The following is a 23,539-nucleotide window of genomic DNA, read 5'->3' as shown; positions in this document are numbered from 1 at the left end:
GCGGATAATACCCCTCCGTCAGCCTGCGGCTGCCACCTCCCCCTCCGGGGGAGGATTGGCGAAATGCCGATCGAGCTTCGCGGCACCACCCTTGCAATGTTGGATTTCGCCTGCTTGGCTCGGCACGCCGGGAAACCCGCGGCTGCTCTTTGACATCGCAAACCCCGAGCGCCGCAACGGCTCCACCACCGCCGCGAACCCCGCGATCAGTGTGAAGCCAGTGTGAAGTTCCGCAGCCCGATCGCCCATCCTAGCGCATCTGATCCAGCAGCGACTTGATCGGCACGAACGCGAACGCGACCGAGCTGTCCGCCACCCCATAGGGGATGAACAGCTTCTCGCCGTGGCGGATCGCGCCGCAGGTATAGACCACGTTGGGGACATAGCCTTCGCGGTCCTGATCCGCCGCGGCCAGGATCGGCTCCTTGGTCCGGCCGATCACCTTCGACGGGTCGTCGAGATCGAGCAAAGCCGCACCGATCGAATATTTGCGCATCGCGCCGACGCCATGGGTCAGCACCAGCCAGCCCTCGCTCGTCTCGATCGGCGGGCCGCAATTGCCCATCTGCACCAGCTCCCATGGGTATTCCGGGGTCAGCAATTTCTCGCCGCCCTCCCAATGGGTGATGGTGTCGGAGCTGTGCAGGAAGATGTTCTCGCCGTCCTGCCGGCCGAGCATCATGTACTTGCCGCCCACCTTGCGCGGGAACAGCGCCATGCCCTTGTTGCGCGCCGCGCTGCCGGTCATCGGGACGAGGCGGAACTCGCGCCAGTCGTTCGTCATCAGCAGCTCGGACTGGATCTGCGATCCGTTGTACGCGGTATAGGTCCCGATCCACTCCTCGCTGCCATCGTCATGGAAGAAGTGGCAGATGCGCAGATCCTCCAATCCGTTGGATTGCGCGCGGGTGATCGGGAAGATGACGGTACCCGACAGCGTGGAGTCGCGATGGCGATAGACCGTCACCGGCCCTTCGGGGATATGGTCCTCGTCCTCGTGCGAATCCGCCGCGGTCGCGAAGGGCGGCTCGGGTGCCAAGGTCAGCTCGTTCTTGGCGGTGATGATCCCCTCGCGGAACGCCACCGACGAGATATGGCCTTCGCCCACCGCACGCAGGCTCATCAGGATGCGCAAGCTTCCCTTGGGCATGCCCGACTGGTCGTAATGCGGCACGGCGCTGGGGTTCATCAGGGCCGCTGCGGCATAGCTGTATTCGTGGCAGAAATAGGCGCCGATCAGCTGGCGCTTCTCGTCGCCGATCTCGCTGCCGTTGAGGCCGAGCATGGTCTCGATCTCGTCGTACCGGGTCATGAACACGCGCCGCGTCTGCCAGTGCCGCGCCTCGAAATCCTTCAGCACGATCTCGAGCTGCTGGCGCGCTTCGCCGGGCGACATGTCGAGCACTTCGCGCACCAGCCGCTCGCTGCGGCTCGGCCCGGTGCCGTCGGACTGCCAGGCAATGTGGAACGGACGAACCACGACACGCGAAGGATCAGCCTTCAGCCGCAGAGCGTGGTTGAACAGTTCCAGCATTCACTACCCCCGGGAAATGGCCGCCCCGCGCCGTAGCTGATCGAGGTCAAGCGACGACGCGTTCCGGTCCTGCCACGATCGTCCGGCCCTTTGAAAGCCTCGAAATCGCGCAGCTGGCCAGTTGCAGTGCCAAAATCGACTCGGCGCCCTGATTCCGGTTCAATCCGGTGGGCATCAGCCCGTCGAAACAGCCGCCATCCTGCGCCGTCGCCAGCGGCAGATCGAGATCGTTGCCGCCCAGATACCAGCGATAGGCGCGCATCGCTTCCTCGGCCCAGCGCGCCTCGCCGGTCGCGGCCAGCGCGGCCACGCACGCGTCGATCGTCGCTTGAGCCTCTAGCGGCTGCTGGTCGAACTGCATCGGCTCCTGATAGGCGCGGCCGAAACTCTCGGTGCCGACCGCGCGGAACCGGCCCTCAGGCGAGGTTTGCAGCCCGACGATCCAGTCGAGCGTCTCCAGCCCGACGCGGGTGAAGTCGCTACGGCCCAGCGCGGTCCCGGCGCGCAGCAGCGCCTCGGGCAGCCGGGCATTGTCATAGGCCAGCACGATCTCGAACCACTGCCATTCCGGCCGCCGCGCCGCGTCGAGCAGCGCGATCAGCTCCTCGCCGAAGCGGGTCAGGATCAGCCTGGACAGGGCATGGCCCGGATGCGCCTCGAGCATCGCCGCCGCACCCAACATGGCAAAGGCATGTGCGCGCGGGCTGCCCAGTTCCAGCGCGATCGAGGCGGTATTGTCGAACATCGCCGAGGCCCAGTCGCGATGCTTCTGCGCCTTGGCGTCGCGCGCAGTGACGCCCAGCGCCCAGATCGCCCGGCCGTTCGAATCCTCCGACCCGGCATCCTCGCACCAGGTCCGGTCGAAATTCATGAAGTTGCGGAAGCGCCGCGCATCGGGGTTCCACGCATGCTGGACGAAGCTGGAGTAGACCGTCGTCCATTTGTCGCGCAGGCTCTCGTCCAGATCGGCCAGCTGGCACATCAGGATCAGCGCGCGGGCATTGTCGTCGATGCAATAGCCGTGGCGGCGGTCGGGAATCGAATAGATCGAATGCTGAAGCATGCCGGTCGCGTCGCTCATCCGCTCGACCGCGGCGATATCGGGCGCCAGCACCGAGAGCTCAGCCCTCGGCTTGACGATCCGATGGGACTTTTTTTCCACGATGCTTTCGATGGCCGTTACTACCTGTTCAGCGAGGCGCGGCCACAACATGGTCCGGCCTCTCGCATAGGCGCGCGCCGACAATTCGGCGCGTGCATTGCCGTCGCTCAACAGACGGTCGATCTCGCGGGCGAACCCGGCGCTGTCCTCGAACCCGACCAGCACGCCATGATCGTCCGCCAGGATCTCGGTCGCATGGACGTAAGGGGTGGAGACCACCGCCTTGCCCACGCCCACCGCGTAGGAGAGCGTGCCCGAGGTGATCTGCGCGGGATTGGTATAGGGCGTGGCATAGATATCCGCCGCCTGCAGATAGTCGATCAGCGCGTCATGCTCGACGAACGCGTCGATGAACTGGACATGCGCCGCTACGCCCCGCTCTGCCGCCAGCGCAGTCAGCCGCTCGCGATAGACCTCGCCCTCATGCGCCACCAGATTGGGATGGGTCGCCCCCAGTACGACGTACAACGCCCTGGGATGCTTCGCGACAATCGCCGGCATCGCCTCGATCATCGATTCGATGCCCTTGTTGGGCGCAAGCAGGCCGAAGGTCAGGATCACGTCGCGTCCCGCCCAGCCGAAGGCGGGCTTGAACGAGGCCGGGTCGGCCAGCATGCGATCGGGCACACCGTGCGGCACCGTCTCGATCTTGCGATCGTCGACGCCATGGACGCGCTTCAGGATATCGCGGCCCTTCTCGGCCATCACGATCACCTTCGACGCGCGGCGCAGCAGCGCTTCCATCACCCGGCGCTCGTCGGCGCTCGGCCGTTCCAGCACGGTGTGGAGCGTCGCGATCACCGGCAGCGACAGCCGGTCGAGCATCGCGATCAGCAGGTCGCCCGCGGGGCCGCCATAGATGCCATATTCATGCTGAACCCACAGCGCCTGCGCCCCGCTCGCCTCGATCGCGCGCGCAGTGTCGAGATAGGCAGTACGGTCGTTCTGCGGGATCGCGCCCGTCACTTCGGGCGGATAGGCATAGCGGCCCGGATGGTCGTCCATCGCATAGACGTCGACCTGCATTTCGGGGAAGCGGGCCTTGAGCGCGTTATAGGTGTCGGTGGTATAGGTCGCGATGCCGCATTTGCGCGGAAGGAAGTTGCCGATCAGGGCCAAGTGCCGGACTAGCGGAGCGTTGGGCCGAGTCGTCATCCCATTCCTTTCGCGAGCGCACATTAATTGGGCTTTTCAGCCCCTTGCGACCTCCCAACTCCTCTCAGGCAATATGGTTGCCATATTTGTGCAACGCAGCATACAGATTCGCCGAAGCGATGCAAATCGCGCCCTCAGCCGCGTCCCCGATAGCCCGGAACGTCCTGCGCGGGGACCCAGACGCCCGCCGGCGGCTCGCCTGATTGCCAGAATACGTCGATCGGGATGCCGCCGCGCGGATACCAGTATCCGCCGATGCGCAGCCATTCGGGCTTCATCTCGTCGAACAGCCGCTGGCCGATGCCCACGGTGCAATCCTCGTGGAAGGCGCCGTGATTGCGGAACGATCCGAGGAACAGCTTGAGCGACTTGGATTCGACGATGGTCTCGCGCGGCACATAGTCGATCACCAGATGCGCGAAATCGGGCTGGCCGGTGATCGGGCAGAGCGAGGTGAATTCCGGCGCAGCAAAGCGCACCAGATAGCGCGTACCGCTACGCGGATTGGGAACATAGTCGAGCACCGCCGCTTCGGGAGAGGCGGGAAGCTCGGATTGCTTGCCGAGATGCTTTGCGTCCATCGCCGCCATGTAAGCGTTTGATGCGCGCTTTGCATCCTTCTAGGACTCAAGGGATGGACGCGCTGGTAAGCACCGAATGGCTGGCCTCACAAATCGGGGCCGCCGACCTGAGGATCGCGGACGCGAGCTGGTTCCTGCCCGAGCATGGCCGCGACGCGAAAGCCGAGTTTGCCGCGGGCCATATCCCCGGCGCGGTGTTCATGGATCTGGACGCATTCGCGGACAAACGCAGCAGCCTGCCCTCCACCATGCCGCCGCCCGAACAGCTGGCCAGCCGCATGGCGGCGCTGGGCCTGGGCGACGGGTGCCGCCTCGTCATCTATGACGACAGCCCGCTGCACACCGCCGCGCGCGCCTGGTTCATGCTGACCGCCTTCGGCACACCCGATGTCGCGATCCTCGACGGGGGCTTGGCCAAATGGAAGACGGAAGGCCGCCCGCTCGAACGCGGGGTGGCGGATACCAAGCTGCGCCACTTCACCCCGCGCCACGCGGCGCAAGGCGTCCGCTCGCTGGCCGACATGAAGGCGACGAGCGACCAGATCGTCGATGCCCGCTCGCCCGCCCGCTTCGCCGGCCTCGAGCCCGAACCGCGCCCCGGCGTCGTCCCCGGCCATATCCCCGGCTCGCGCAACCTGCCCTATCGCGACTTCTTCCACGACGACGGCACCTGGAAGCGGGACTCCGCACTTCGCGCCGTGTTCGAGGGCGAAGGCATCGAGGTCGAGCGCCCGATCACCGCCACCTGCGGATCCGGCATCACCGCCGCCGTCGTGGTGTTCGCCGCGCATCTGCTGGGACACAAGGCCAGCCTCTATGACGGGAGCTGGGCCGAATGGGGCGGCGATCCCGATACTCCGAAAGCAAGTGCATGAGCGACAAGAAGGACGCCACCCGCATCGTCACGGCCGGGCGGCGCGACGAATGGACCCAAGGGATCGTCAATCCGCCGGTGTGGCGCGCCTCGACCATCCTCTATGATTCGGTCGCGGACCTGCGCGAATCCGGGGGCAAGGATACGCATCACCGCCTGTTCTACGGCCGCCGCGGCACGCCGACGCAATGGTCGCTGGCCGATGCGCTGACCGAGCTGGAGCCGGGTGCGGAAGCGACCCTGCTCTATCCCTCGGGCGTGGCTGCGGTCTCCTCGGCGCTGCTGGCGGTGCTGTCGCCGGGCGATCACCTGCTGGTGCCCGACAGCGCCTATGACCCGACCCGCAACTTCGCGGGCGGCATGCTGCGGCGGATGGGCATCGCGACCACCTATTACGACCCGCTGATCGGCGCGGGCATTGCGGAGCTGTGCACCGACAAGACCAAGGCGATCTTCATGGAAAGCCCGGGCAGCCTCACCTTCGAGGTGCAGAACCTGCCCGCGATCATCGAGGTAGCCAAGACGCGCGGGATCGTCACCCTGCTCGACAATACCTGGGCGACGCCGCTGCTGCTCCCGGCGATCGCGATGGGGATCGATTATTCGATCCTCGCCGCGACCAAATATATCGGCGGCCATTCGGACATCATGCTGGGCTCGGTGACCGCCGCGCAGGGCCGCTACGCGAAGCTGCGCGACGCGACCTATCAGCTCGGCCAGACCGCCAGCCCCGACGATGCCTGGCTCGGCTCGCGTGGCCTGCGCACCATGGCCGTGCGCATGAAGCATCATGGCGAAGCGGCGCTGAAGATCGCGCAGTGGCTGCGGACCCGGCCCGAAGTCGAGCGGGTGCTGCACCCGGCCCTGCCCGAATGCCCCGGCCACGAGCATTTCGTCCGCGACTTCAAGGGATCGGCGGGCCTGTTCTCGTTCGTCTTCAAGGGCGGCGACGAAGCCGCGCGCGCCGCCTTTATCGACGGCCTCGAGCATTTCGGCATCGGCTATAGCTGGGGCGGGTTCGAGAGCCTGGCGATCCCGGTCGATCCCGAACGCTATCGCACCGCGACCAAATGGACCGCCGAGGGCCCGGCCGTCCGCCTGCAGATCGGGCTGGAGGATGCCGACGACCTGATCGCCGATATCGACGCCGGGCTCGCCCGGTTCCGGGCCGCGCAATGAACGGCATCGGCCAGTGGCTCGCGGCGCAGGGGATCGCGATCCCCTCCAACGCGGACCTGGCCGAAGCGGGGATCGCGCTCGCGCTTGCCCTGATCGCGCTGGCGGCGGGCTGGTGGGCCGGGCGCACGCTGGGCGATTGGCTGACCCGGCTGTGGACCGAGCGGATCGGCGTGCAGGAGGACGGCGTCGGCACGCGGCTGCACGCGATCTGCCGCCACGGCACCGCGGCGATCCTGCTCGCGATCATGGCGGTCGCATGGCCATGGCATCCGCTGGCGAAGCTGGGCTTCGGCTTCGCGCTGGGATCGGCGGTGGCGATGCTGGCGGTCGCGGTGCTGCGCGGGCTGCATCTGCCGCGATGGTCGGCCTGGACGATGGCAGGGATCGCCTTCACCGCGATCATCAGCCGCGCGCTGGGCGGGCTGGCGGCGATCCGCACCACGCTGGACCGGGTGGGGCTGGAGGTCGGATCGACCCGGTTCAGCCTGCTGACCGTGCTGACCGTGCTGATCACCATCGTGCTGCTGTTCGCGGCCGTGCGGCTGATCAACCGGCTGGTCGGCCATGCCATCCTGCATTCGAAGGGCTTCGACCCGACCCAGCGGCTGCTGGCCCAGAAGCTGGCGGCGATCGCGGTGGTGATCCTGGCCTTCTTCGTCGGGATCGACGTGCTGGGGATCGACCTGACTGCCTTCGCCTTGTTCAGCGGCGCCTTCGGCCTCGCCATCGGCTTCGGCCTGCAAAAGACCATCGGCAATCTGATCGCGGGGATCATTCTGCTGATGGACCGATCGATCAAGCCCGGCGACGTGATCGTGGTGGGCGACAGCTTCGGCTGGGTGAACCGGATCGGCGTGCGCGCGGTCAGCGTGATCACCCGCGACGGCAAGGAGCATCTGATTCCGAACGAGAATCTGATGACGCAGGAGGTGGAGAACTGGTCCTATACCGACCGCAACGTCCGCGTCCGCATTCCCGTCCGCGTGGCCTATGATTGCGATCTGAAGCTGGCGCAGGAACTGATGATGCGCGCGGCCGTGGAAAGCCCGCGCGTGCTCGACAATCCCAAGCCCAATGTGTGGCTGACCGCGTTCGGCGACAATGGCGTGGAGCACGAGATCCTGGCCTGGATCAGCGATCCCGAAAGCGGCGTCGGCAATGTGAAGAGCGACGTGCTCAACCGGCTATGGCTGTTGTTCAAGGTGGAGGGGATCGAGATCCCGTTCCCGCAGAGAGTGGTGACGATGAAGGCGCCGGAAGGCGGCAAGCGCCGATAGTGCGAAAGGGATATTCAGCGGGAGCGGCGCCAGACCGGCTCGGCAAAGCCGCCGGGGACAGTCTCGATCCGCGCCTGAATGCGGAGCGGGCCGCGAAAGACGACATAGTCGTTGGTCGCAACGCACAGATAGGACCGTTCGGTCACATTGTCGGCATCCATCCGCGCCACCGGCCAGCGGCCCTCGCACGACTCGGTCTTGCACCAGCAACTGAGCAGCGGCGCGCGTTCGCCGGGATGCTCGCGCACGCTGTCCAGCCAGCTGCGCTCGATGAAGACGCGCATCCGATCCTGCCCGGCATCGCGCAGCCGGGCGTAGAGTGCGCGCGACGCCGACAGCCGCTCGAAGCGCGGACCGGATTCGGCGCGGGCCTCGCGCTTCGGCACGCCGCCTTCCTCGCCCGTTTCCGGCCAGTCGAGGAACTGGAACGCCTCGCGGTCACCCGTTGCCAACGCGTCGATCACCTTGCGCGCAGCGACGACCTGCTCAGCATAGCCGGCAAGGTCCGGTTCGGCTTCGACAAGCTGGCGCTCGCCCGGCGGCACCTCAGCTTCGGTCAGCCGCAGGATCGGCGCCGTGGAAAGGATGCGCAGTTCGGGCATGCGGATATAGGTCTGAAGCGAAGTGTGGCAGTAGCCGCCGACCATCACGATATCATCGGGCGACTGCGCCTGGATCGCGCCGATCGCGTCGTGCTCGTCGCGGCAGCTGCCGACCCGGCCGACTGCCTCGACGCGCGCCGGGTTGCGCCACGGCAGGCCCGGCTTGCCGGTGTAAAGGAACAGCGAACGGCGCAGATTCTCGCCGAACATGTCCATCGGTTCGAGCAGCGCCTTGCGGTCGGTATAGAGCTGCGCGCCGACGGCAATCCCGGTGACCCGCACGCACTTGCCGCGCCAGGCGGGATAATCGGCCTGGATCGCCTCGATGGTCGTGGCGGTTGCGGTGCGACTGGTACAGGCAGGCGCCGAGGCCGAAAGCGGTTGCGGCGCAGCGGCGGCCGCGAGCAGGAACAGGGCCAGGCAGAACAGCGTTCGCATGCCGCGATGCTGTGCATTTCGCAGGGTCCGGTCAACACCCCTCCCGCCCCGCGCTGCATCGCCCTATATTCGCAGCCGTGACGTCCCAGCCCGTAACCGCCCGTATCGCCGATGGCGTCGCCTCGATTGCCGCGGCTGACTGGGATGCGTGCGCAGGGAGCGGCAATCCGTTCGTGTCCCACGCCTTTCTCTCGATCCTCGAAGCATCCGGATCGGCGACCGCGGAGACAGGCTGGCAGCCGCTGCCGATCGTCGTCGATGGCGCGGACGGCAGGCCCGCCGCCATCGCGCCGGCCTATGCCAAGTCGCACAGCCAGGGCGAATATGTGTTCGATCATGGCTGGGCCGATGCATGGGAGCGGGCGGGCGGGCGCTATTATCCCAAGCTGCAGATCGCCGTGCCGTTCACGCCGGTGCCGGGGCCGCGATTGCTGGCGCGCGATCCGGCCATGGCTGCCGCACTGATCGGGGCGATCGAAGCGGTGACCGACCAGAACCGCCTATCCTCGGCGCATGTCACCTTTCTCGACGAGCGCGAGCTGCCTTTGTTCGAAGCGGCGGGCTGGCTGATCCGCGAGGGCACGCAGTTCCACTGGAAGAATGATGGCTATGCCTCGTTCGAGGATTTCCTGGCGGCACTATCCAGCCGCAAGCGCAAGGCGATCCGCAAGGAACGTGCGGCGGCGCTGGACGGGCTGACCGTCCGCCATCTGACCGGCGACGAGATCACCGAAGCGCATTGGGACGCGTTCTGGGATTTCTATCAGGACACCGGGAGCCGCAAATGGGGCCGCCCTTACCTGACCCGCGACTTCTTCTCGATGCTGGGCGCGGCGATGAGCGACAAGGTGCTGTTGATGCTGGCCGAGCGCGACGGGCAGCCCATCGCGGGCGCGCTGAACCTGATCGGCGCCGATACGCTGTACGGCCGCTATTGGGGCTGCCGCGAGGACGTGCCGTTCCTGCATTTCGAGCTTTGCTATTACCAAGCAATCGACGCGGCCATCGCGCGCGGGCTGGCGCGGGTGGAGGCCGGCGCACAGGGCGAGCACAAGCTGGCGCGCGGCTATGCGCCGGTCACGACCTGGTCGGCGCATTATGTTCCCGACGCCGGGTTCCGCCGGGCCGTGGCCGACTATCTGGTGCGCGAGCGCGAGACGGTGCGGCACGAGCAGGAGTTTCTGGGGGAGATGACGCCGTTCCGGCGGGGCGGGTGACCCGCCCGTTCGTCACCCCAGCAAAGGCTGGGGTCTTTCGAGGCTGGCGCGGGACAGGAGCCGCGTGAGATCCCGGCCTTCGCCGGGATGACGATTCCCCGGAGATCGTTTTCGCTTGCCTCCCTACTCCATCAATGTGATGTTACAACATCATTTGAAGGAGAGGTGCCATGCCGACTGCGTCCCGTGCCATTCCCCTCAACACCGCCGAGCCGCTCGGCGAGATGAACACCACGCCGCTGATCGACGTGCTGCTCGTGCTGCTGGTGATGCTGCTCATCACCATCCCGATCCAGAGCCATAAGGTGCCGGTCGACCTGCCGCAGTCCAATCCGGTCAAGCCGCAGGAAGTGTTGCCGCACAAGCTGCTGATCGATGCCGCGGGCACGCTCTACTGGGATGGCGTGCAGGTTAAGGACAGCCAGTTGCCCGCGCTGCTCGCGCCGCTGGCCGAGGCCGGGACCCCGCTGCACATGCAGACCGATCCCGAGGCGCGCTACGAGCGGTTCGATCAGGTGCTGGCGATCGTGAAGCAGGGCGGGATCACCCAGCTGGGCTTTGTCGGGAACCAGCCTTTCCCGAATTGAGGGCTGGTCCTCGCGGCGGAACAGGGGCATTCGGGTCCGCGTTCGGTTTGTCGCCGTAACGTTTGTTCGAGGATCGGATGCGCCTTTTCCTGCTGCTCGCCTGCCTGCCCCTCGCCGCGTGCAACGCGTCGGACGATACGCGTAACCCGGGTGCCGACGTCTACAATCTGGACGCGGTCGACAAGGAAGCGATGGATACCCGCGAAACCGCCGCGCGCGAGGCCGAGGACAAGCGCCTTGCCGAGGAACGCGCGCAGGCCGAGGCCAATGCCGCCGCCGAGAATGCAATGCTCGAAAATGCCACTGTGGCCGAGGCACCGGCGCCGGTGAATGCGCGCTATCGCTGCATGGACGGGACCAAGATCGCGGTGCGCTTCAATCCCGCCAATGGCCGTGCGGCAGTGGCGCGCGACGGCCGGGTGCTGGCGGTGCTGCAGCAGGAGCGCGCGGCGTCGGGCATCTGGTACAAGGGCAATGGGCATGAGCTGCGCGGGAAGGGCGACGACCTGACCTTCACCCAGCCGAACCTGCCCCCCATCCCTTGCACCGTGATCCGCTGAGCGGCATCAGGAGCGCGATGACGCGCTTCACCATGACCTTCACTGCGGCGGCAGAGGACATCGATATCCTCGGCCATGTCAACAATGCCGTCTGGGTCCGCTGGATCCAGGACGTCGCGGTGGCCCATTGGGCAAGCGTCGCCAGTCAGGCCTGGCAGGATGCGGCGTTCTGGGTCGTGACGCGGCACGAGATCGATTATCGCGGCAATGTCTCCGAAGGCGATACGGTGACGGCGGAGACATGGGTGGAAGATCCGCCGCGCGGCGCACGGTTCGACCGGCATATGCGATTCACCGGCACGGACGGTAAAGTGAGAGTGGAGGCCAAGACGACCTGGGCCATGATCGATCGCGCGTCGGGGCGACTTCTTCGCGTGCCCGAGGAAGTCGCGGCTCCATTTCTGTCCGAACGGCATGAATAGCGTAGCCGATTGCATGACGGCCGGAACAGGAATAGCCTCGCAGCCTCAGTTACGGATGGAGATGTTTCGATGCGTCACCCGATCCTCGCTATTGCGCTGGCCATGGGCAGCCTTGGCTTCGCAGGCACCGCCCAGGCCCAGCGAACCATCGCGCCGCCGTCGTTCGGCGGTTCGATCCAGCCCAGCCCGGCCTTCACCTCGGCAGGTTTTCGCATGGAAACCTCGACGCCCCGCCAGGCCGCTCCGTCCGATATCCGGAAGCGGGCGACGCTGTTCGATCGCGAAGGCCGCTATATCGGATGGGTCGAATCGGTGCGTTCGGACATCGTGGTGGTCCGCTTCTTCGGTGGCCGGGCCGAAGTCCCGATCGCCTCGCTGGGAGTCGATCGCTACGGGCTGCGGGTCTCCCTCACCCGGCGCGATTTCCTCGACCGGGCGAAGCGCACGCAAGCGAGTGGCCAGTCGCCTGCCTGAGCAGGGACGGGACTATCCACGCTACAAGGCAGGCCGGCCAGTCGATCCGCGGTCACGCGGCGAGCGGGAGGCGTGATGGCCGCGACCCCCGCCTGGCCGCCGCAATCGACGCCGCGCCTGTTCGTCGAGGATGAACTGACGCAGGGGCAGCAGATCCGCATCGATGGCGGGCAGGCGCATTATCTCGTCTCGGTGATGCGGACGAAGATCGGCGATCCGGTCAAGCTGTTCGACGACAAGACCGGCGAATGGCTGGGCGTGGCAGCGCATGTCGGCAAGCGCGACCTGATCCTCGACATCGCGCAACAGCTTCGCGAGCGCGAGGCGGTGCCCGACCTGTGGCTGTGCGCCGCGCCGATCAAGAAGGGACGGATCGACTGGGTCGCGGAAAAGGCGTGCGAGCTGGGCGTCGACCGGCTGCGCCCGGTGCTGACCCGACGCAGTGTGGTGGACAAGCTCAACCTCGACCGGCTGCGCAGCCATATGATCGAGGCGGCGGAGCAATGCGGGCGTACCGCCCTGCCCAGCCTCGATGAGCCGGTGAAGCTCGCCGCCCTGCTGCGCGACTGGCCCGCGGATCGCGCGCTGTTCTTCGCCGACGAGGCGGGCGGCATGCCCGCGGCTGAGGCGATGCGCGCGCGGCCCGGGCCGGCTGCGATCCTGATCGGGCCGGAGGGCGGCTTCGACGATGCCGAACGCGAAGCGATCCGGGCGTGCCCGCAGGCGGTGGGGATTGCGCTGGGCCCGCGCATCCTGCGCGCGGAGACTGCTGCTGCGGCGGCGGTGGCGGTGTGGATGGCGGTGGCTGGGGATTGGTGAGCTCCGATCCTCCCCCGCAAGGGGGAGGTGGCGCCGAAGGCGACGGAGGGGGAGGACTCTTCCACGCTCATTCTGGAATCCTCCCCCTCCGTCAGCTGCGCTGACACCTCCCCTTGGCGGGGGAGGATTGGGTTGATGACGCTTATGCAATCATAAGGGCGTGGCCTCTGGCGGAGCGCGTAGCCAATCGCTAAATGCGCGCAATGAGCACGAAGACCGTTTCGAACAGCAACTCGCCGGTCATCGAGGACCGTGCTCAGTTGATCGCCTATTTCGCGCGCGGCGAGAAGCCGAAGGAGCGCTGGCGGATCGGCACCGAGCACGAGAAGTTCGTCTATTGGAAGGACGGCAGCTATCGCGCCCCTTCGTACGAGGAACGCGGCGGCATCCATGCGCTGTTGATCGGTCTGACCAAATATGGCTGGAAGCCGGTCTATGAGGGCGAGAACATCATCGCGCTCTCCGGCCCGGATGGCGCGATCAGCCTCGAGCCGGCCGGCCAGTTCGAGCTTTCGGGCGCGCCGCTCGATAATCTGCACGAGACCTGCGCCGAGACCGGGCGCCATCTGGAGCAGGTGAAGGCGATCGGCGACCAGCTCGGCATCGGCTTTCTCGGCCTTGGCATGTGGCACGACAAGACCCGCGCCGAACTGCCGATCATGCCCAAGGGCCGCTACGAGATCATGCTGAACCACATGCCGCGCGTGGGTTCGCTGGGCCTCGACATGATGCTGCGCACCTGCACGATCCAGGTGAATCTGGACTATGCCAGCGAAGCCGATATGGCGAAGAAGTTCCGCGTGGGCCTCGCGCTTCAGCCGCTGGCAACGGCCTTGTTCGCCAACTCGCCCTTCCTCGAGGGCAAGCCGAACGGCTATCTCTCGTACCGCAGCCATATCTGGTCGGACACCGATCCGGCGCGCACCGGCATGCTGCCATTCGTGTTCGAGGACGGGTTCGGGTACGAACGCTATGCCGATTACGCCCTCGATGTGCCGATGTACTTCGTCTACCGCGACGGCAAATATATCGACGCGGCGGGGCTGAGCTTCCGCGACTTCCTCAAGGGCAAGCTGGCGGTGCTGCCGGGCGAGCTGCCGACGATCGACGACTGGGCGGACCACCTTTCCACCGCCTTCCCCGAAGTGCGGATGAAGCAGTTTCTCGAAATGCGCGGGGCCGATGGCGGACGCTGGGGGCGGATCTGTGCGCTGCCGGCTTTGTGGGTCGGACTGCTCTACGATCAGGCCGCGCTGGATGCGGCATGGGATCTGGTCAAGGACTGGGACATGGCCGGGCGGCAGGAGCTGCGCGACTCGGTGCCGAAGCTGGCGCTCGACGCGCCGCTGCCGGGTGGCGGCAAGCTGCGCGATATCGCGGGCGAAGTGCTGGATATCGCCGGTGCAGGTCTGGCCGCACGCGCGCGGCTGAACCATGCGGGCGACAATGAGAGCGGCTTCCTCGATCCGCTGCGCGAGATCGTGCGGACCGGCAAGGTGCCGGCACAGGCGCTGCTCGACCGGTTCAACGGCGAATGGGCCGGCGACATCACCCGGGTGTACGAAGAAGCGAAGTTCTGACGTTCATTGTGCTCCGGCGCAGGCCGGAGCGCTGGACGTCGAAGTGCATCGCTGGTGGCCGACGCTCCGGCCTTCGCCAGAGCACAGCGGTGGTTATTTTCCGATGCCCACAACCCGCCCGGCCCAGGCGAATGCCCGCGGCACCGGGCCATTGCGCTTCATCCATTCGTCATATTCGACATAGGCCGGGTCTTCGCGCAGGTGGCGTTCCTCGGTCTTGGCGCGCCAGTAGTAAACGCCGCTGACCAGCGCCATGATGAAGCTGTTTGACGCCGCGTCGGCCCAGCTTCCGGTCGTCGCCAGGAACGGCAGGGTCGAGATCCACCAGAAGCTGTTCTTCGCCAGATAGGCAGGATGGCGGCTCCATGCGTAGGGACCATGGGTCAGCACGCCGCGATGGGTGAGGTTCGAGAAGCGCATGCCGAACGCGATCGTCGCCCAGGCATAGATGCCAGTCAGCACCACCAGCACCACGCCGAACACGCTCAGCACATAGGGATGACCCGCGAACCAATAGGCCCAGTCGGCAGTGCCCTCATGATAATCGAGCGGACCGCCATCGCCCATCATCAGGAAGGGCGGATAGCAGATCAGTGCCGCCATCCAGCCCGCCGCATAGGGATTTGCCGTGCGGATATGGCTGTCGAGCGGGCGGAAGGTGAGGATGTAGCCCGCGGTCGCGAAAGCCACGTCGATCACGAACATGAAGGTGATGCAGAAGCTGGCCAGCACCACGGGATTCTGGAAGATCACCGCGCTGTCCCACCGCACGAAATCGCCAAAGCCCGGCGGCACGATCGAGACCATGAAGGCCAGGAAGAAGCCCTTCACCGCCCAGCTGCGCAGGTGATTGTAGATGGCAGGCTTGTCCGCCTCGCCATTGCCCATCGCCCAGCTGCCCAGCGCATAGGCGCCGTCCTTCGGCTGGACCAGTCGCCGGTCGAGCCATAGCACATAGGGGATCGAGGCGAGGAACAGCCAGGGCGCGATCATTTCGAAGCACCACATGGCGAAGGGGAAATTGGCGTAGCGCGTTTCCCACCAGAACTTCCCGCCGGCATAGATGATCGCGATGCCGCCCCAGGTGAGCCAAAGCCCGGCGAGCTTGGTACCGCTGATCTCCAGCGTCTCGCGCCACGGACGGACATTGTTCCAGTCGATCCCGGTCGAGGGATTGCGGTGCACCTTATCGACGAAGATCGACCACAGGATCATAGGGATGCCGACCGCGGCCACGTTGACCAGCGCCGAATAGGGGCCGTCCAGCCCGTAATGCCGGGCGACCAGCAGCCAAGCGACCATGCCAGCGAGACCCACGAACCCCACCGCACCGCTGACCGCCGACTTGGGTCGCGGATCGGCCTTTGCCTGAAGGGCCAGTTCGGGGTCGTGATACATGGCCGCAAGTCCTAGCCCCGAATGGTTAGGGAGCCGTGAAGGATTGGAGCGCTCGCACGAACTCTGGCGGGATGGGACGAGTTGGTGCGCCCAAGCTTTACCTCCCCCAAATCAATTGCCTATGACCCCCGGTCATCTCCCCATTTCGCCGAAAGGCCATTCCCATGTTCCGCCCCAGCCTCATCGCCGCGCTTCTCGCCGCCGTATCGGCGCCCGCCTTCGCCCAGAACGTTCCCGGCAATTCCGCGCCGAACGCGGTGCCCTTCCGCGACACGATCCCGAAGCCGCGCGATGTCGCCTATCCCGGCACGATGATGCTGCATGTCGACGCGACGAACGTGCAGCAGGGTATTTTCCGCGTGAAGCAGACCATCCCCGTCGCCAAGAGCGGGCATATGGTGCTGCTCTATCCGAAATGGATTCCCGGCAAGCACGGCCCCCGCGGCGAGATCGACAAGGTTGCGGGCCTCGAAATCTATGCCGATGGCCAGCGGCTGGCATGGACGCGCGATCCGGTCGACGTGTTCGCCTTCCATATCCAGGTGCCGAAGGGCGCCAAGGCGCTGGAGGTCCAGTTCCAGTTCCTCTCGGCCACCAAGTCCGATCAGGGCCGGATCGTGATGACCCCGGCGATGATGAACCTGCAATGGTATTCGCTCGCGCTGTACCCGGCCGGTTATTACGCGCGCCGCATCCCGGTGATCGCCAGCGCGACCTATCCCGAGGGCTGGACCGCGGCCTCCGCGATCCCCGCCAAGACCGATGGCGCGACCTACACCTATGACAAGGTCGATTTCGAAGTTCTGGTCGATTCGCCGGTGTTCGCCGGCCGTTATTATCGCGAGTTCAATCTGGGCGAGCGCGTCGACCTGAACGTCTTTGCCGACTCGCCCGAGGAGCTGGAAGCCAAGGACGATCAGATCCAGAAGCACCGCAATCTGGTCGATCAGGCGATCAAGCTGTTCGGATCGCAGCATTACGACCGCTACGAATTCCTGTTCGCGATCAGCGCGGAGATGGGCGGCATCGGCGTCGAGCATCACCGCAGCTCGGAAAACGGCGTGGGCCTCGGCTATTTCGCCAAGTGGGACGAGCAGAACACCTCCCGCAACCTGTTGTCGCACGAATATACCCATAGCTGGGTCGGCAAGTATCGCCGCGGCGCGGACCAGATCGTGGTCGATTTCCGCCAGCCGATGCGCAATTCGATGCTGTGGGCCTATGAGGGGCACGACCAGTTCATCGGCTATGTGCTGGGCGCGCGTTCGGGCCTGATGACCAAGGAAGATACGCTGGAAGTGCTGGCGAGCTATGCCGCGCTTCAGGACACGCGGCCGGGCCGCCACTGGCGCTCGATCCTCGACACCACCAACGATCCGATCATCACCGCCCGCGCGCCCAAGGGCTGGCTGAGCTGGCAGCGTTCGGAGGATTATTATGTCGACGGGCTGATGACCTGGATAGCGATCGATTCGATCCTGCGCGAGAAGAGCGGCGGCACCAAGTCGATCGACGATTACGACCGCGCATTCTATGGCATGCGCGATGGCGATTACGGCGTGCTGCCCTTCACCATCGACGACATCGTCAAGACGCTGAACGATATCGTACCCTATGACTGGCGCACGCTGCTCAACGAGCAGGTCTATTCGACGACCGAGCATGCGCCGCTCGATGGCTTCGTCCGCAACGGATACCGGCTGATCTATAACGACAAGCCCAACAAGGCGACGCCCAAGACCAGCCTCGACCTGATGTACTCGCTGGGCCTGATGATGGGGCCCAACGGGATCAGCCAGGTGATGTGGGACGGCCCGGCGTTCAAGGCAGGGATCGACCTGGGCGACGAGATCGTCGCGGTGAACGGGCGCGGTTATACGCAGGACCGGCTGAAGGCTGCGGTGGTGGGCAACAAGGACGGCAAGGAGCCGATCCGGCTGCTGCTGAAAAGCGGCGACAGATATCGCGAAGTGGTCATCGACTATCGCGAAGGCCTGCGCTATCCGCACCTCGAAAAGATCGGTGAGGGAGAGGCTGGTCTCGACAGGTTGCTTGCACCGCGCTGACGCGGGCAACACCACATCCAGCAAGGTGACTGATGCGTATTGATATGATTCCGGTCGGCGACGACGCGCCCAACAGCCTGAACGTCATCATCGAAGTGCCGACCGGCGGCGAACCGGTGAAGTATGAGTTCGACAAGGCGAGCGGCGCGCTGTTCGTCGATCGCATCCTGCACACGCCGATGCGCTATCCGGCGAATTACGGCTTCGTGCCGCACACGCTGTCGCCCGATGGCGATCCGCTGGACGCGCTGGTCATCTCGCGCTCGCCCTTCATCCCGGGCTGCGTCGTGCGCGCGCGTCCGATCGGCGTGCTGAAGCTGGAAGACGAAGCCGGCGGCGACGAAAAGCTGATCTGCGTCCCCGTCGACACCACCTTCCCTTATTATTCGGACGTGGGCGAGCGGCAGGATCTGCCCTCGATCGTGCTCCAGCAGATCGAGCATTTCTTCAAGCACTACAAGGACCTGGAGTCCGAGAAGTGGGTGCGCATCGGCCAGTGGGGCGATGCCGAAGAAGCCAAGCGGATCGTGGTGGAAGCGATCGAGGCGGCCAAGGCCGCCAAGGCAGAAGCCGCCTGACCCCGGCGCTGGCCTGGCGCGTCTGCGCACTCGCCGGGCTGGCGACCACTGCCGCGTCCTTCGGATTCGGCGCGATCCCGCACCTCGGCACGGCCTGCGGGCCGACCGGGGGTGCGGGACCGATCATCGCGTTCGAGCTGGTCCGCTCCTCCGCCGACATGCTCTCGCTGTTCGGCGAGGAGCCGTGCCGCGCGACGATGATCACCGCCCAGCGTGCGGGCCTGTGGCACGACATGCTGGCGTTCATTCCAGCCTATTCCGCTTTCCTCGCATTGGCTGCATGGGCGATGCGCGGCGCGGACCGCAGGCTGGCGCTGGCGGCGATGGCCATGCTGCTGCTCGCGGGGCTGCTCGACGAGATCGAAGGCGTGGTGCTGTTCAGGCTGCTCAGCGGCTTTCCGGGCGCGGGTGGCTGGTTCGATGCGCTGTTCTGGACCGTCCGGCCGAAATTCCTGCTGCTGGGATTGGGCGAGATCGCGATCGCCGCGTTGCTGGTTCGCGGCACATGGATGGCGAAGATCGGCGCGGTGCCGGTGGCGATCGGCGGCGCGGTCTCGATCTGGTTCCTGCTCGCCGATCCGCGCAATGCGCTGATGATGCAGGGGCATCGCTGGGCATGGACCGCGCTGCTGCTGGTGGCGATCCTCGGTGCGATCCGGCACACTCTGGTGATGCGGCCCAAGCAGGCGTAGACTGGCCGCCATGGCGGCACGTGAGCATCGCTGGAGCATCGGCAACCTGATCGCGCCGCCGCGCTTCATCCTGTTCATCCTTGCGCTGGCCGGGGGCTGCTACCTTGCCATTCCCCTGTTCGGTATCCGCTATGGCGTGATGCTGGCGTTCGACGGGGCGGCGCTGATCTTCATCCTCGCCTGCCTGCCGCTGCTGGGCCATGAATCGGAGCGGATGCGCGTCTCGGCGTGCCGCAACGACGCCAATCGCGTGCTGCTGTTGCTGCTGACCGTCGCGGTGAGCCTGGTCGTGCTCGCTTCGGTCGCGAGCATATTGATGGAGGGCGGGCGGCCGACGCCGCTGGCCATCGGCAAGATCGTGGGGACGCTGGCGATCTGCTGGATCTTCTCCAACCTGATCTACGCGCTGCACTATGCGCATCTCTTCTATTCGGATGCGGACGGCAGCGACGCCGGGGGTCTCGAGTTCCCCAAGACACCCGAGCCGGATTATTGGGACTTCATCTATTTCGCCTTCTGCCTGGGCATGACCTTCCAGACGAGCGACGTCTCGCTGACCGATGGCCGCATGCGGCGGGTGGTGACGCTACACTGCCTGGCGGCGTTCGTGTTCAACCTTGGCGTGATCGCGTTCACGATCAACGTGCTGGGCGGGGGCTAGGCTTTCGGCTTCTTGGGCCGCTTCTTCACGGCAGCACGCTGGCCCGCGGCAACGGCGATTGCCGCCCATTCACGCATCGCTTCAGCATCGTCGTACACGTCCGACGGCGCGCGGCGATAGTTCATCACCTGTGCCTGTCCGTCGCTGCCGGTGAAGGTGAAGCGGTCGCACCCGGCTTCGTCCCAGATCGCTTCGCTCTCGGCATCGCCCTTCAGCCAGACCTCGCCGTCATCGACCACGGCGAAGACCACGCCGTCGAGATAGAGCACCGCGCCGCCCATCATCTTGCGGAAGGTGACGGTGCCGACCGGCTCCATCGCCTCGATCACCCAGTCGACAAGGCCCGCGTCGAACGCCATCAGCCGGCCAGGCTCCGGATCGCCTCGCCTTCCATCCGCCAGCGTTCCCAGCCCTCGACCGGGGCCGCGCCGATGGTGCGGTAGAAGCCCTTGCCCAGCTCGTTCCAGTCGAGCACCGCCCATTCGAGCCGCGCGCCACCGCGCTCGACCACCAGTTGCGCCAGCTTCGACAGCAATGCGCGGCCAAGGCCCGAACCGCGCGCATCGGGTTCGACGAACAAATCCTCCAGCCAAATGCCCGGCCGCCCTTCGAAGGTGGAGAAGGTCTGGAAATAGAGCGCGAAACCCTTCGGCGCGCCGTCGATCTCGCCGATGATCACTTCGGCTGCGGGGCGTTCGCCAAAGAGATGGCGGCGCAGCGTCTCGTCGTCGAACACGACTTCGTGGGCGAGCTTCTCATAGTCGGCCAGCTTACGGATGAAGCCCGCGACGATATCGAAATCCTGTGGCCCCGCCGCGCGAATATTGATCATTGCAGTCCCGCCTCCGCTTCGGGCGCACCCGATTGTTTCTTCACCGCCAGCAGGCAGCCCGCGACGATCAGCAATGTACCCGCGATGGTCGCCAGCGTCAGCGGCTCGTCGAACCAGATCCAACCCATGATCGCCGCCCAGATGAAGGCGGTATATTCCACCATCACCAGTATCTGCGCCTCGGCCCGGGCATAGGCCCAGCTGAGCAGCAGCAGCGATGCGGTGGCCAGCAGCGCGCAGGCGCCGATGCCGGGCCAGTGCTGGGCCGCGGGCACTTCGAGCCACCATGGCGCGGCGACGCTCAGCAGGCCGAGCACGAACAGGTTCTGGAAGAAGGCGATCTCGAGCGGCTTGGCGAGCTGCGCCTGATGCCGCGCGACGACGAGGTTCACGGCGTAGAACACCGCCGAGAGCAGCACCGCGCCGATGCCGAGCAAGGTGTCGTCCGAATAGGTGCCGCCGATCCGCCCGGCTACGACCACGCCGACTCCGGCCAGGCCCAGCACCGATCCCAGCACCGAGCGCGTGCCGATCTGTTCCTTCAGGAACAATGCCGCCAGTCCCAGCGCGATCAGCGGCGCGATGAAGGACAAGGCAATCGCCTCGGCCAGCGGCACGCGGACGATGCCCCAGAAGAAGGAGAGCGCCATCACCGCGACCAGGATGCTGCGCCCGAAATGGACCTTCATCGTGCTGCGTACGGGCATCTTCGGCCGGGTGAAGCCATAGATGGTACCCACCAGAATGACCGCCACGCCCAGACGCCAGACCAGCGCATTGTACGCACCAATCTCGATCGACACGGCCTTCATCACCGCGTCCATCACCGAATAGAGCGCGATACCGGCGCACGCCGCGAGGAAGGCAGGCGCGACCTGCGAACGATCGGGCATCAGCTCTGCCCCGAACGCGTGGAAACGAGGCGCGTGATCCAGTGATCGGCGGCGATCAGCGCGGCACCCGCAAGCAGGGTCACCAGCGCGAAACCGCTCACCTGCCCGGCAATCTCCGGCCGCGCCGCCGCAATGCTGGCGAGGCGCAGCGCAAGGATCAGCACCGCGACCGCGGACACGCGCCGCAGCCATGTCGCGGACCAGCCCCACCACCCCAATTCGCCCCGCAACGCAACGATCGCGTAGCGCGCCGCCATCAGCGCGGCGACGAGCATCAGCGTGTCGCCGAACACGGCAATGGGCTGGAGCGTGGGCATGGCGGCCAGTTAGCGCGGGCGCGTAACAAAGGCGAGGGTCAACGCGCCATTCTCATACGCGTCACCCCGGCCGAAGTGCCGGGGTCCACCGGGAGGCGACGGCAAGACAAGAGGCGCAAAGTTCAACGCGGGAGGCACAGTGGACCCCGGCACTTCGGCCGGGGTGACGAGCTACTCCGAACCGCCGAAGCCTTCATCCAGCCGAACAATCCGGCCGACTTCCAGTTCGTCGATGCGCAGTTTGCCGATATGTGCGCGGCCGATCCACAACCGGCCGATGGCGAAGGCGCCTACTGCCAGCGCGCCCATCGCGAAGGCGCCAACCGCGACCGCAGTAGTCGTGGAAATGCCCGTTGCCGAAGCCCCGGTGGCCGATGCGCCCACTGCCGTCGCGCCGATCGCCCGATCCCCTTGCAGGTCGTCCTTCACCGGCAAGGCGGGCTTGTCCTTCACTCCGCGGCCTGAACCGCCGCTTCGTCGGCCGCTTCGATCTCGGCGGCCTTGGCTTCGACCAGCTTGACGATGTGATCGATCATCCCGGCGTCCTGCACATGGTGATCGGTCACGCCCGAGAGATAGACCATGTGCTTGCCGTTGCCGCCGCCAGTGATGCCGATATCGGTTTCGCGCGCTTCGCCGGGGCCGTTCACCACGCAGCCCAGCACCGAGAGCGACATGGGTGTGCGGATATGCTGGAGCCGTTCCTCCAGCGCCTGTACCGTGCGGATTACGTCGAAGCCCTGCCGCGCGCAGCTGGGGCAGGAAACGACGCGAACGCCGCGATTGCGGATGCCGAGTGCCTTCAGGATTTCGAACCCGACCCGGACCTCCTCTTCCGGCTCGGCCGACAGGCTGACGCGAATCGTGTCGCCGATGCCGTACCAGAGCAGACTGCCGATCCCGATCGACGACTTGACCGTGCCGCCGACGAACCCGCCGGCTTCGGTGATGCCCAGATGCAGCGGGCAATCGACCATCTCGGCGAGTTGCTGATAGGCCGCGACCGCGAGGAACAGGTCGCTGGCCTTCACCGCGACCTTGTATTCGTGGAAGTCATGGTCCTGGAGCAGCTTGATGTGATCCATCGCGCTTTCGACCAGCGCCTCGGGACACGGCTCGCCATATTTTTCGAGCAGGTCCTTTTCGAGGCTACCGGCGTTCACGCCGATGCGGATCGCACAGCCATTGGCCTTGGCCGCATCGACCACTTCCTTCACCCGCGATGCCGATCCGATATTGCCCGGATTGATGCGCAGGCAGGCCGCGCCCGCATCGGCTGCTTCCAGTGCGCGCTTGTAGTGGAAATGGATGTCGGCGACGATCGGCACGCGGCTGGCGCGGACGATCTGCTTGAGCGCCGCGGTCGATTCCACATCGGGGCAGCTCACGCGGATGATGTCGACGCCGGCATCCTCGCAGCGGCGGATCTGGTCGATCGTCGCCTTTGCGTCGGAGGTGGGGGTATTGGTCATGGTCTGGACCGTCACCGGGGCATCGCCCCCGACGGGGACGTTGCCGACCATGATCTGCCGCGAGGTGCGGCGATGGATATCGCGCCAGGGACGGATGGACATGGGTGGCGCTATACCCTCGCGAAGCCCCCAAGGAAACGCCTAGCTTGCGCCTGCACCGAAAGCGGAC

The 23,539-nt window shown here is 66.0% G+C and carries 25 protein-coding genes; 14 read left to right on the top strand and 11 right to left on the bottom strand.

Features of this window, described 5'->3' with window-relative positions; translation table 11 throughout:
- Positions 1-250: 250 nt before the first annotated feature.
- From P1X14_RS07915 to queF, 3 genes are all read right to left on the bottom strand, one after another.
- Complete coding sequence (locus P1X14_RS07915) at positions 251-1,534, bottom strand: glycoside hydrolase family 130 protein (protein WP_277314792.1); 1,284 nt, start codon at positions 1,532-1,534, stop codon at positions 251-253.
- A gap of 46 nt (positions 1,535-1,580) precedes the next feature.
- Positions 1,581-3,851: a glycosyltransferase family 4 protein gene (locus P1X14_RS07910; RefSeq protein ID WP_277314791.1), complete on the bottom strand. Its 2,271-nt coding sequence runs from the start codon at positions 3,849-3,851 to the stop codon at positions 1,581-1,583.
- 134 nt (positions 3,852-3,985) lie between these two features.
- Positions 3,986-4,432 carry a preQ(1) synthase gene (gene queF / locus P1X14_RS07905; RefSeq protein ID WP_277314790.1) on the bottom strand — a complete coding sequence of 149 codons (447 nt, stop codon included), beginning with the start codon at positions 4,430-4,432 and terminating at the stop codon, positions 3,986-3,988.
- Between the two features lie 53 nt (positions 4,433-4,485).
- Here queF and P1X14_RS07900 point away from each other — a divergent pair, with 53 nt between their 5' ends.
- Genes P1X14_RS07900 through P1X14_RS07890 form a run of 3 tightly spaced genes read left to right on the top strand, consistent with a single transcriptional unit; the run spans position 4,486 to position 7,762 of the window.
- Positions 4,486-5,307: a sulfurtransferase gene (locus P1X14_RS07900; protein ID WP_277314789.1), complete on the top strand. Its 822-nt coding sequence runs from the start codon at positions 4,486-4,488 to the stop codon at positions 5,305-5,307.
- On the top strand, positions 5,304-6,485 hold the full coding sequence (metC, locus tag P1X14_RS07895; RefSeq protein WP_277314788.1) for a cystathionine beta-lyase: 1,182 nt from the start codon (positions 5,304-5,306) through the stop codon (positions 6,483-6,485). Before P1X14_RS07900 ends, metC begins: the two co-directional genes overlap by 4 nt.
- Positions 6,482-7,762, top strand: coding sequence for a mechanosensitive ion channel domain-containing protein (locus tag P1X14_RS07890; RefSeq protein WP_277314787.1), 1,281 nt, complete (start codon positions 6,482-6,484; stop codon positions 7,760-7,762). Before metC ends, P1X14_RS07890 begins: the two co-directional genes overlap by 4 nt.
- 14 nt (positions 7,763-7,776) lie before the next feature.
- Here P1X14_RS07890 and P1X14_RS07885 read toward each other — a convergent pair whose 3' ends face one another.
- Positions 7,777-8,802 (bottom strand): hypothetical protein, encoded by a 1,026-nt coding sequence (locus P1X14_RS07885; RefSeq protein ID WP_277314786.1) that lies wholly within the window; start codon positions 8,800-8,802, stop codon positions 7,777-7,779.
- 77 nt (positions 8,803-8,879) lie between these two features.
- On the opposite strand from P1X14_RS07885, the gene P1X14_RS07880 reads away from it, so the two are divergent.
- From P1X14_RS07880 to P1X14_RS07850, 7 genes are all read left to right on the top strand, one after another.
- Positions 8,880-10,019, top strand: a complete 1,140-nt coding sequence (locus P1X14_RS07880) for a GNAT family N-acetyltransferase (protein WP_277314785.1) — start codon at positions 8,880-8,882, stop codon at positions 10,017-10,019.
- Between the two features lie 170 nt (positions 10,020-10,189).
- Positions 10,190-10,606: a biopolymer transporter ExbD gene (locus P1X14_RS07875; RefSeq protein WP_277314784.1), complete on the top strand. Its 417-nt coding sequence runs from the start codon at positions 10,190-10,192 to the stop codon at positions 10,604-10,606.
- 77 nt (positions 10,607-10,683) lie between these two features.
- Positions 10,684-11,166, top strand: coding sequence for an MliC family protein (locus P1X14_RS07870; RefSeq protein WP_277314783.1), 483 nt, complete (start codon positions 10,684-10,686; stop codon positions 11,164-11,166).
- Positions 11,167-11,183: 17 nt separating this feature from the next.
- Complete coding sequence (locus P1X14_RS07865; RefSeq protein ID WP_277314782.1) at positions 11,184-11,588, top strand: acyl-CoA thioesterase; 405 nt, start codon at positions 11,184-11,186, stop codon at positions 11,586-11,588.
- Between the two features lie 69 nt (positions 11,589-11,657).
- Positions 11,658-12,062: a hypothetical protein gene (locus P1X14_RS07860; RefSeq protein WP_277314781.1), complete on the top strand. Its 405-nt coding sequence runs from the start codon at positions 11,658-11,660 to the stop codon at positions 12,060-12,062.
- Positions 12,063-12,137: 75 nt separating this feature from the next.
- Positions 12,138-12,881, top strand: coding sequence for a 16S rRNA (uracil(1498)-N(3))-methyltransferase (locus tag P1X14_RS07855; RefSeq protein WP_277314780.1), 744 nt, complete (start codon positions 12,138-12,140; stop codon positions 12,879-12,881).
- Between the two features lie 203 nt (positions 12,882-13,084).
- Positions 13,085-14,461, top strand: a complete 1,377-nt coding sequence (locus tag P1X14_RS07850; protein WP_277314779.1) for a glutamate--cysteine ligase — start codon at positions 13,085-13,087, stop codon at positions 14,459-14,461.
- A 93-nt stretch (positions 14,462-14,554) separates the two neighbouring features.
- Here P1X14_RS07850 and P1X14_RS07845 read toward each other — a convergent pair whose 3' ends face one another.
- Positions 14,555-15,859 (bottom strand): DUF1295 domain-containing protein, encoded by a 1,305-nt coding sequence (locus P1X14_RS07845; RefSeq protein WP_277314778.1) that lies wholly within the window; start codon positions 15,857-15,859, stop codon positions 14,555-14,557.
- Positions 15,860-16,023: 164 nt separating this feature from the next.
- Here P1X14_RS07845 and P1X14_RS07840 point away from each other — a divergent pair, with 164 nt between their 5' ends.
- The 4 genes from P1X14_RS07840 (at position 16,024) to P1X14_RS07825 (ending at position 19,856) form a co-directional block, all read left to right on the top strand.
- Positions 16,024-17,925 carry a collagenase gene (locus P1X14_RS07840; protein ID WP_277314777.1) on the top strand — a complete coding sequence of 634 codons (1,902 nt, stop codon included), beginning with the start codon at positions 16,024-16,026 and terminating at the stop codon, positions 17,923-17,925.
- A gap of 32 nt (positions 17,926-17,957) precedes the next feature.
- On the top strand, positions 17,958-18,503 hold the full coding sequence (gene ppa / locus P1X14_RS07835; RefSeq protein ID WP_277314776.1) for an inorganic diphosphatase: 546 nt from the start codon (positions 17,958-17,960) through the stop codon (positions 18,501-18,503).
- 158 nt (positions 18,504-18,661) lie between these two features.
- A complete protein-coding gene (locus P1X14_RS07830) occupies positions 18,662-19,195 on the top strand; it encodes a hypothetical protein (RefSeq protein WP_277314775.1) in 534 nt (177 codons plus the stop codon).
- Positions 19,196-19,205: 10 nt separating this feature from the next.
- A complete protein-coding gene (locus P1X14_RS07825; protein ID WP_277314774.1) occupies positions 19,206-19,856 on the top strand; it encodes a DUF1345 domain-containing protein in 651 nt (216 codons plus the stop codon).
- On the opposite strand, the gene P1X14_RS07820 is transcribed toward P1X14_RS07825, so the two are convergent.
- From P1X14_RS07820 to ispG, 6 genes are all read right to left on the bottom strand, one after another.
- Positions 19,853-20,215, bottom strand: a complete 363-nt coding sequence (locus tag P1X14_RS07820; protein ID WP_277314773.1) for a TfoX/Sxy family protein — start codon at positions 20,213-20,215, stop codon at positions 19,853-19,855. The two genes, P1X14_RS07825 and P1X14_RS07820, sit on opposite strands and share 4 nt — an antisense overlap.
- Entirely contained in the window at positions 20,215-20,688 is a 474-nt protein-coding gene (locus tag P1X14_RS07815) for a GNAT family N-acetyltransferase (protein WP_277314772.1), read from the bottom strand. The genes P1X14_RS07820 and P1X14_RS07815 overlap by 1 nt, the downstream gene beginning before the upstream one ends.
- On the bottom strand, positions 20,685-21,581 hold the full coding sequence (locus P1X14_RS07810) for a DMT family transporter (protein ID WP_277314771.1): 897 nt from the start codon (positions 21,579-21,581) through the stop codon (positions 20,685-20,687). The genes P1X14_RS07815 and P1X14_RS07810 overlap by 4 nt, the downstream gene beginning before the upstream one ends.
- On the bottom strand, positions 21,581-21,898 hold the full coding sequence (locus P1X14_RS07805; RefSeq protein WP_277314770.1) for a hypothetical protein: 318 nt from the start codon (positions 21,896-21,898) through the stop codon (positions 21,581-21,583). The genes P1X14_RS07810 and P1X14_RS07805 overlap by 1 nt, the downstream gene beginning before the upstream one ends.
- A gap of 171 nt (positions 21,899-22,069) precedes the next feature.
- Complete coding sequence (locus tag P1X14_RS07800; protein WP_277314769.1) at positions 22,070-22,351, bottom strand: hypothetical protein; 282 nt, start codon at positions 22,349-22,351, stop codon at positions 22,070-22,072.
- Complete coding sequence (gene ispG / locus P1X14_RS07795; RefSeq protein WP_277314768.1) at positions 22,348-23,472, bottom strand: flavodoxin-dependent (E)-4-hydroxy-3-methylbut-2-enyl-diphosphate synthase; 1,125 nt, start codon at positions 23,470-23,472, stop codon at positions 22,348-22,350. Before ispG ends, P1X14_RS07800 begins: the two co-directional genes overlap by 4 nt.
- Between the last annotated feature and the right edge of the window lie 67 nt (positions 23,473-23,539).

It is taken from the genome of Sphingomonas sp. AOB5 (assembly GCF_029433115.1).
Taxonomy (GTDB): Bacteria; Pseudomonadota; Alphaproteobacteria; order Sphingomonadales; family Sphingomonadaceae; genus Sphingomonas.
The sequence above is the reverse complement of the archived record's forward strand: the minus strand, read 5'-3'. Positions and strand labels throughout refer to the sequence as shown.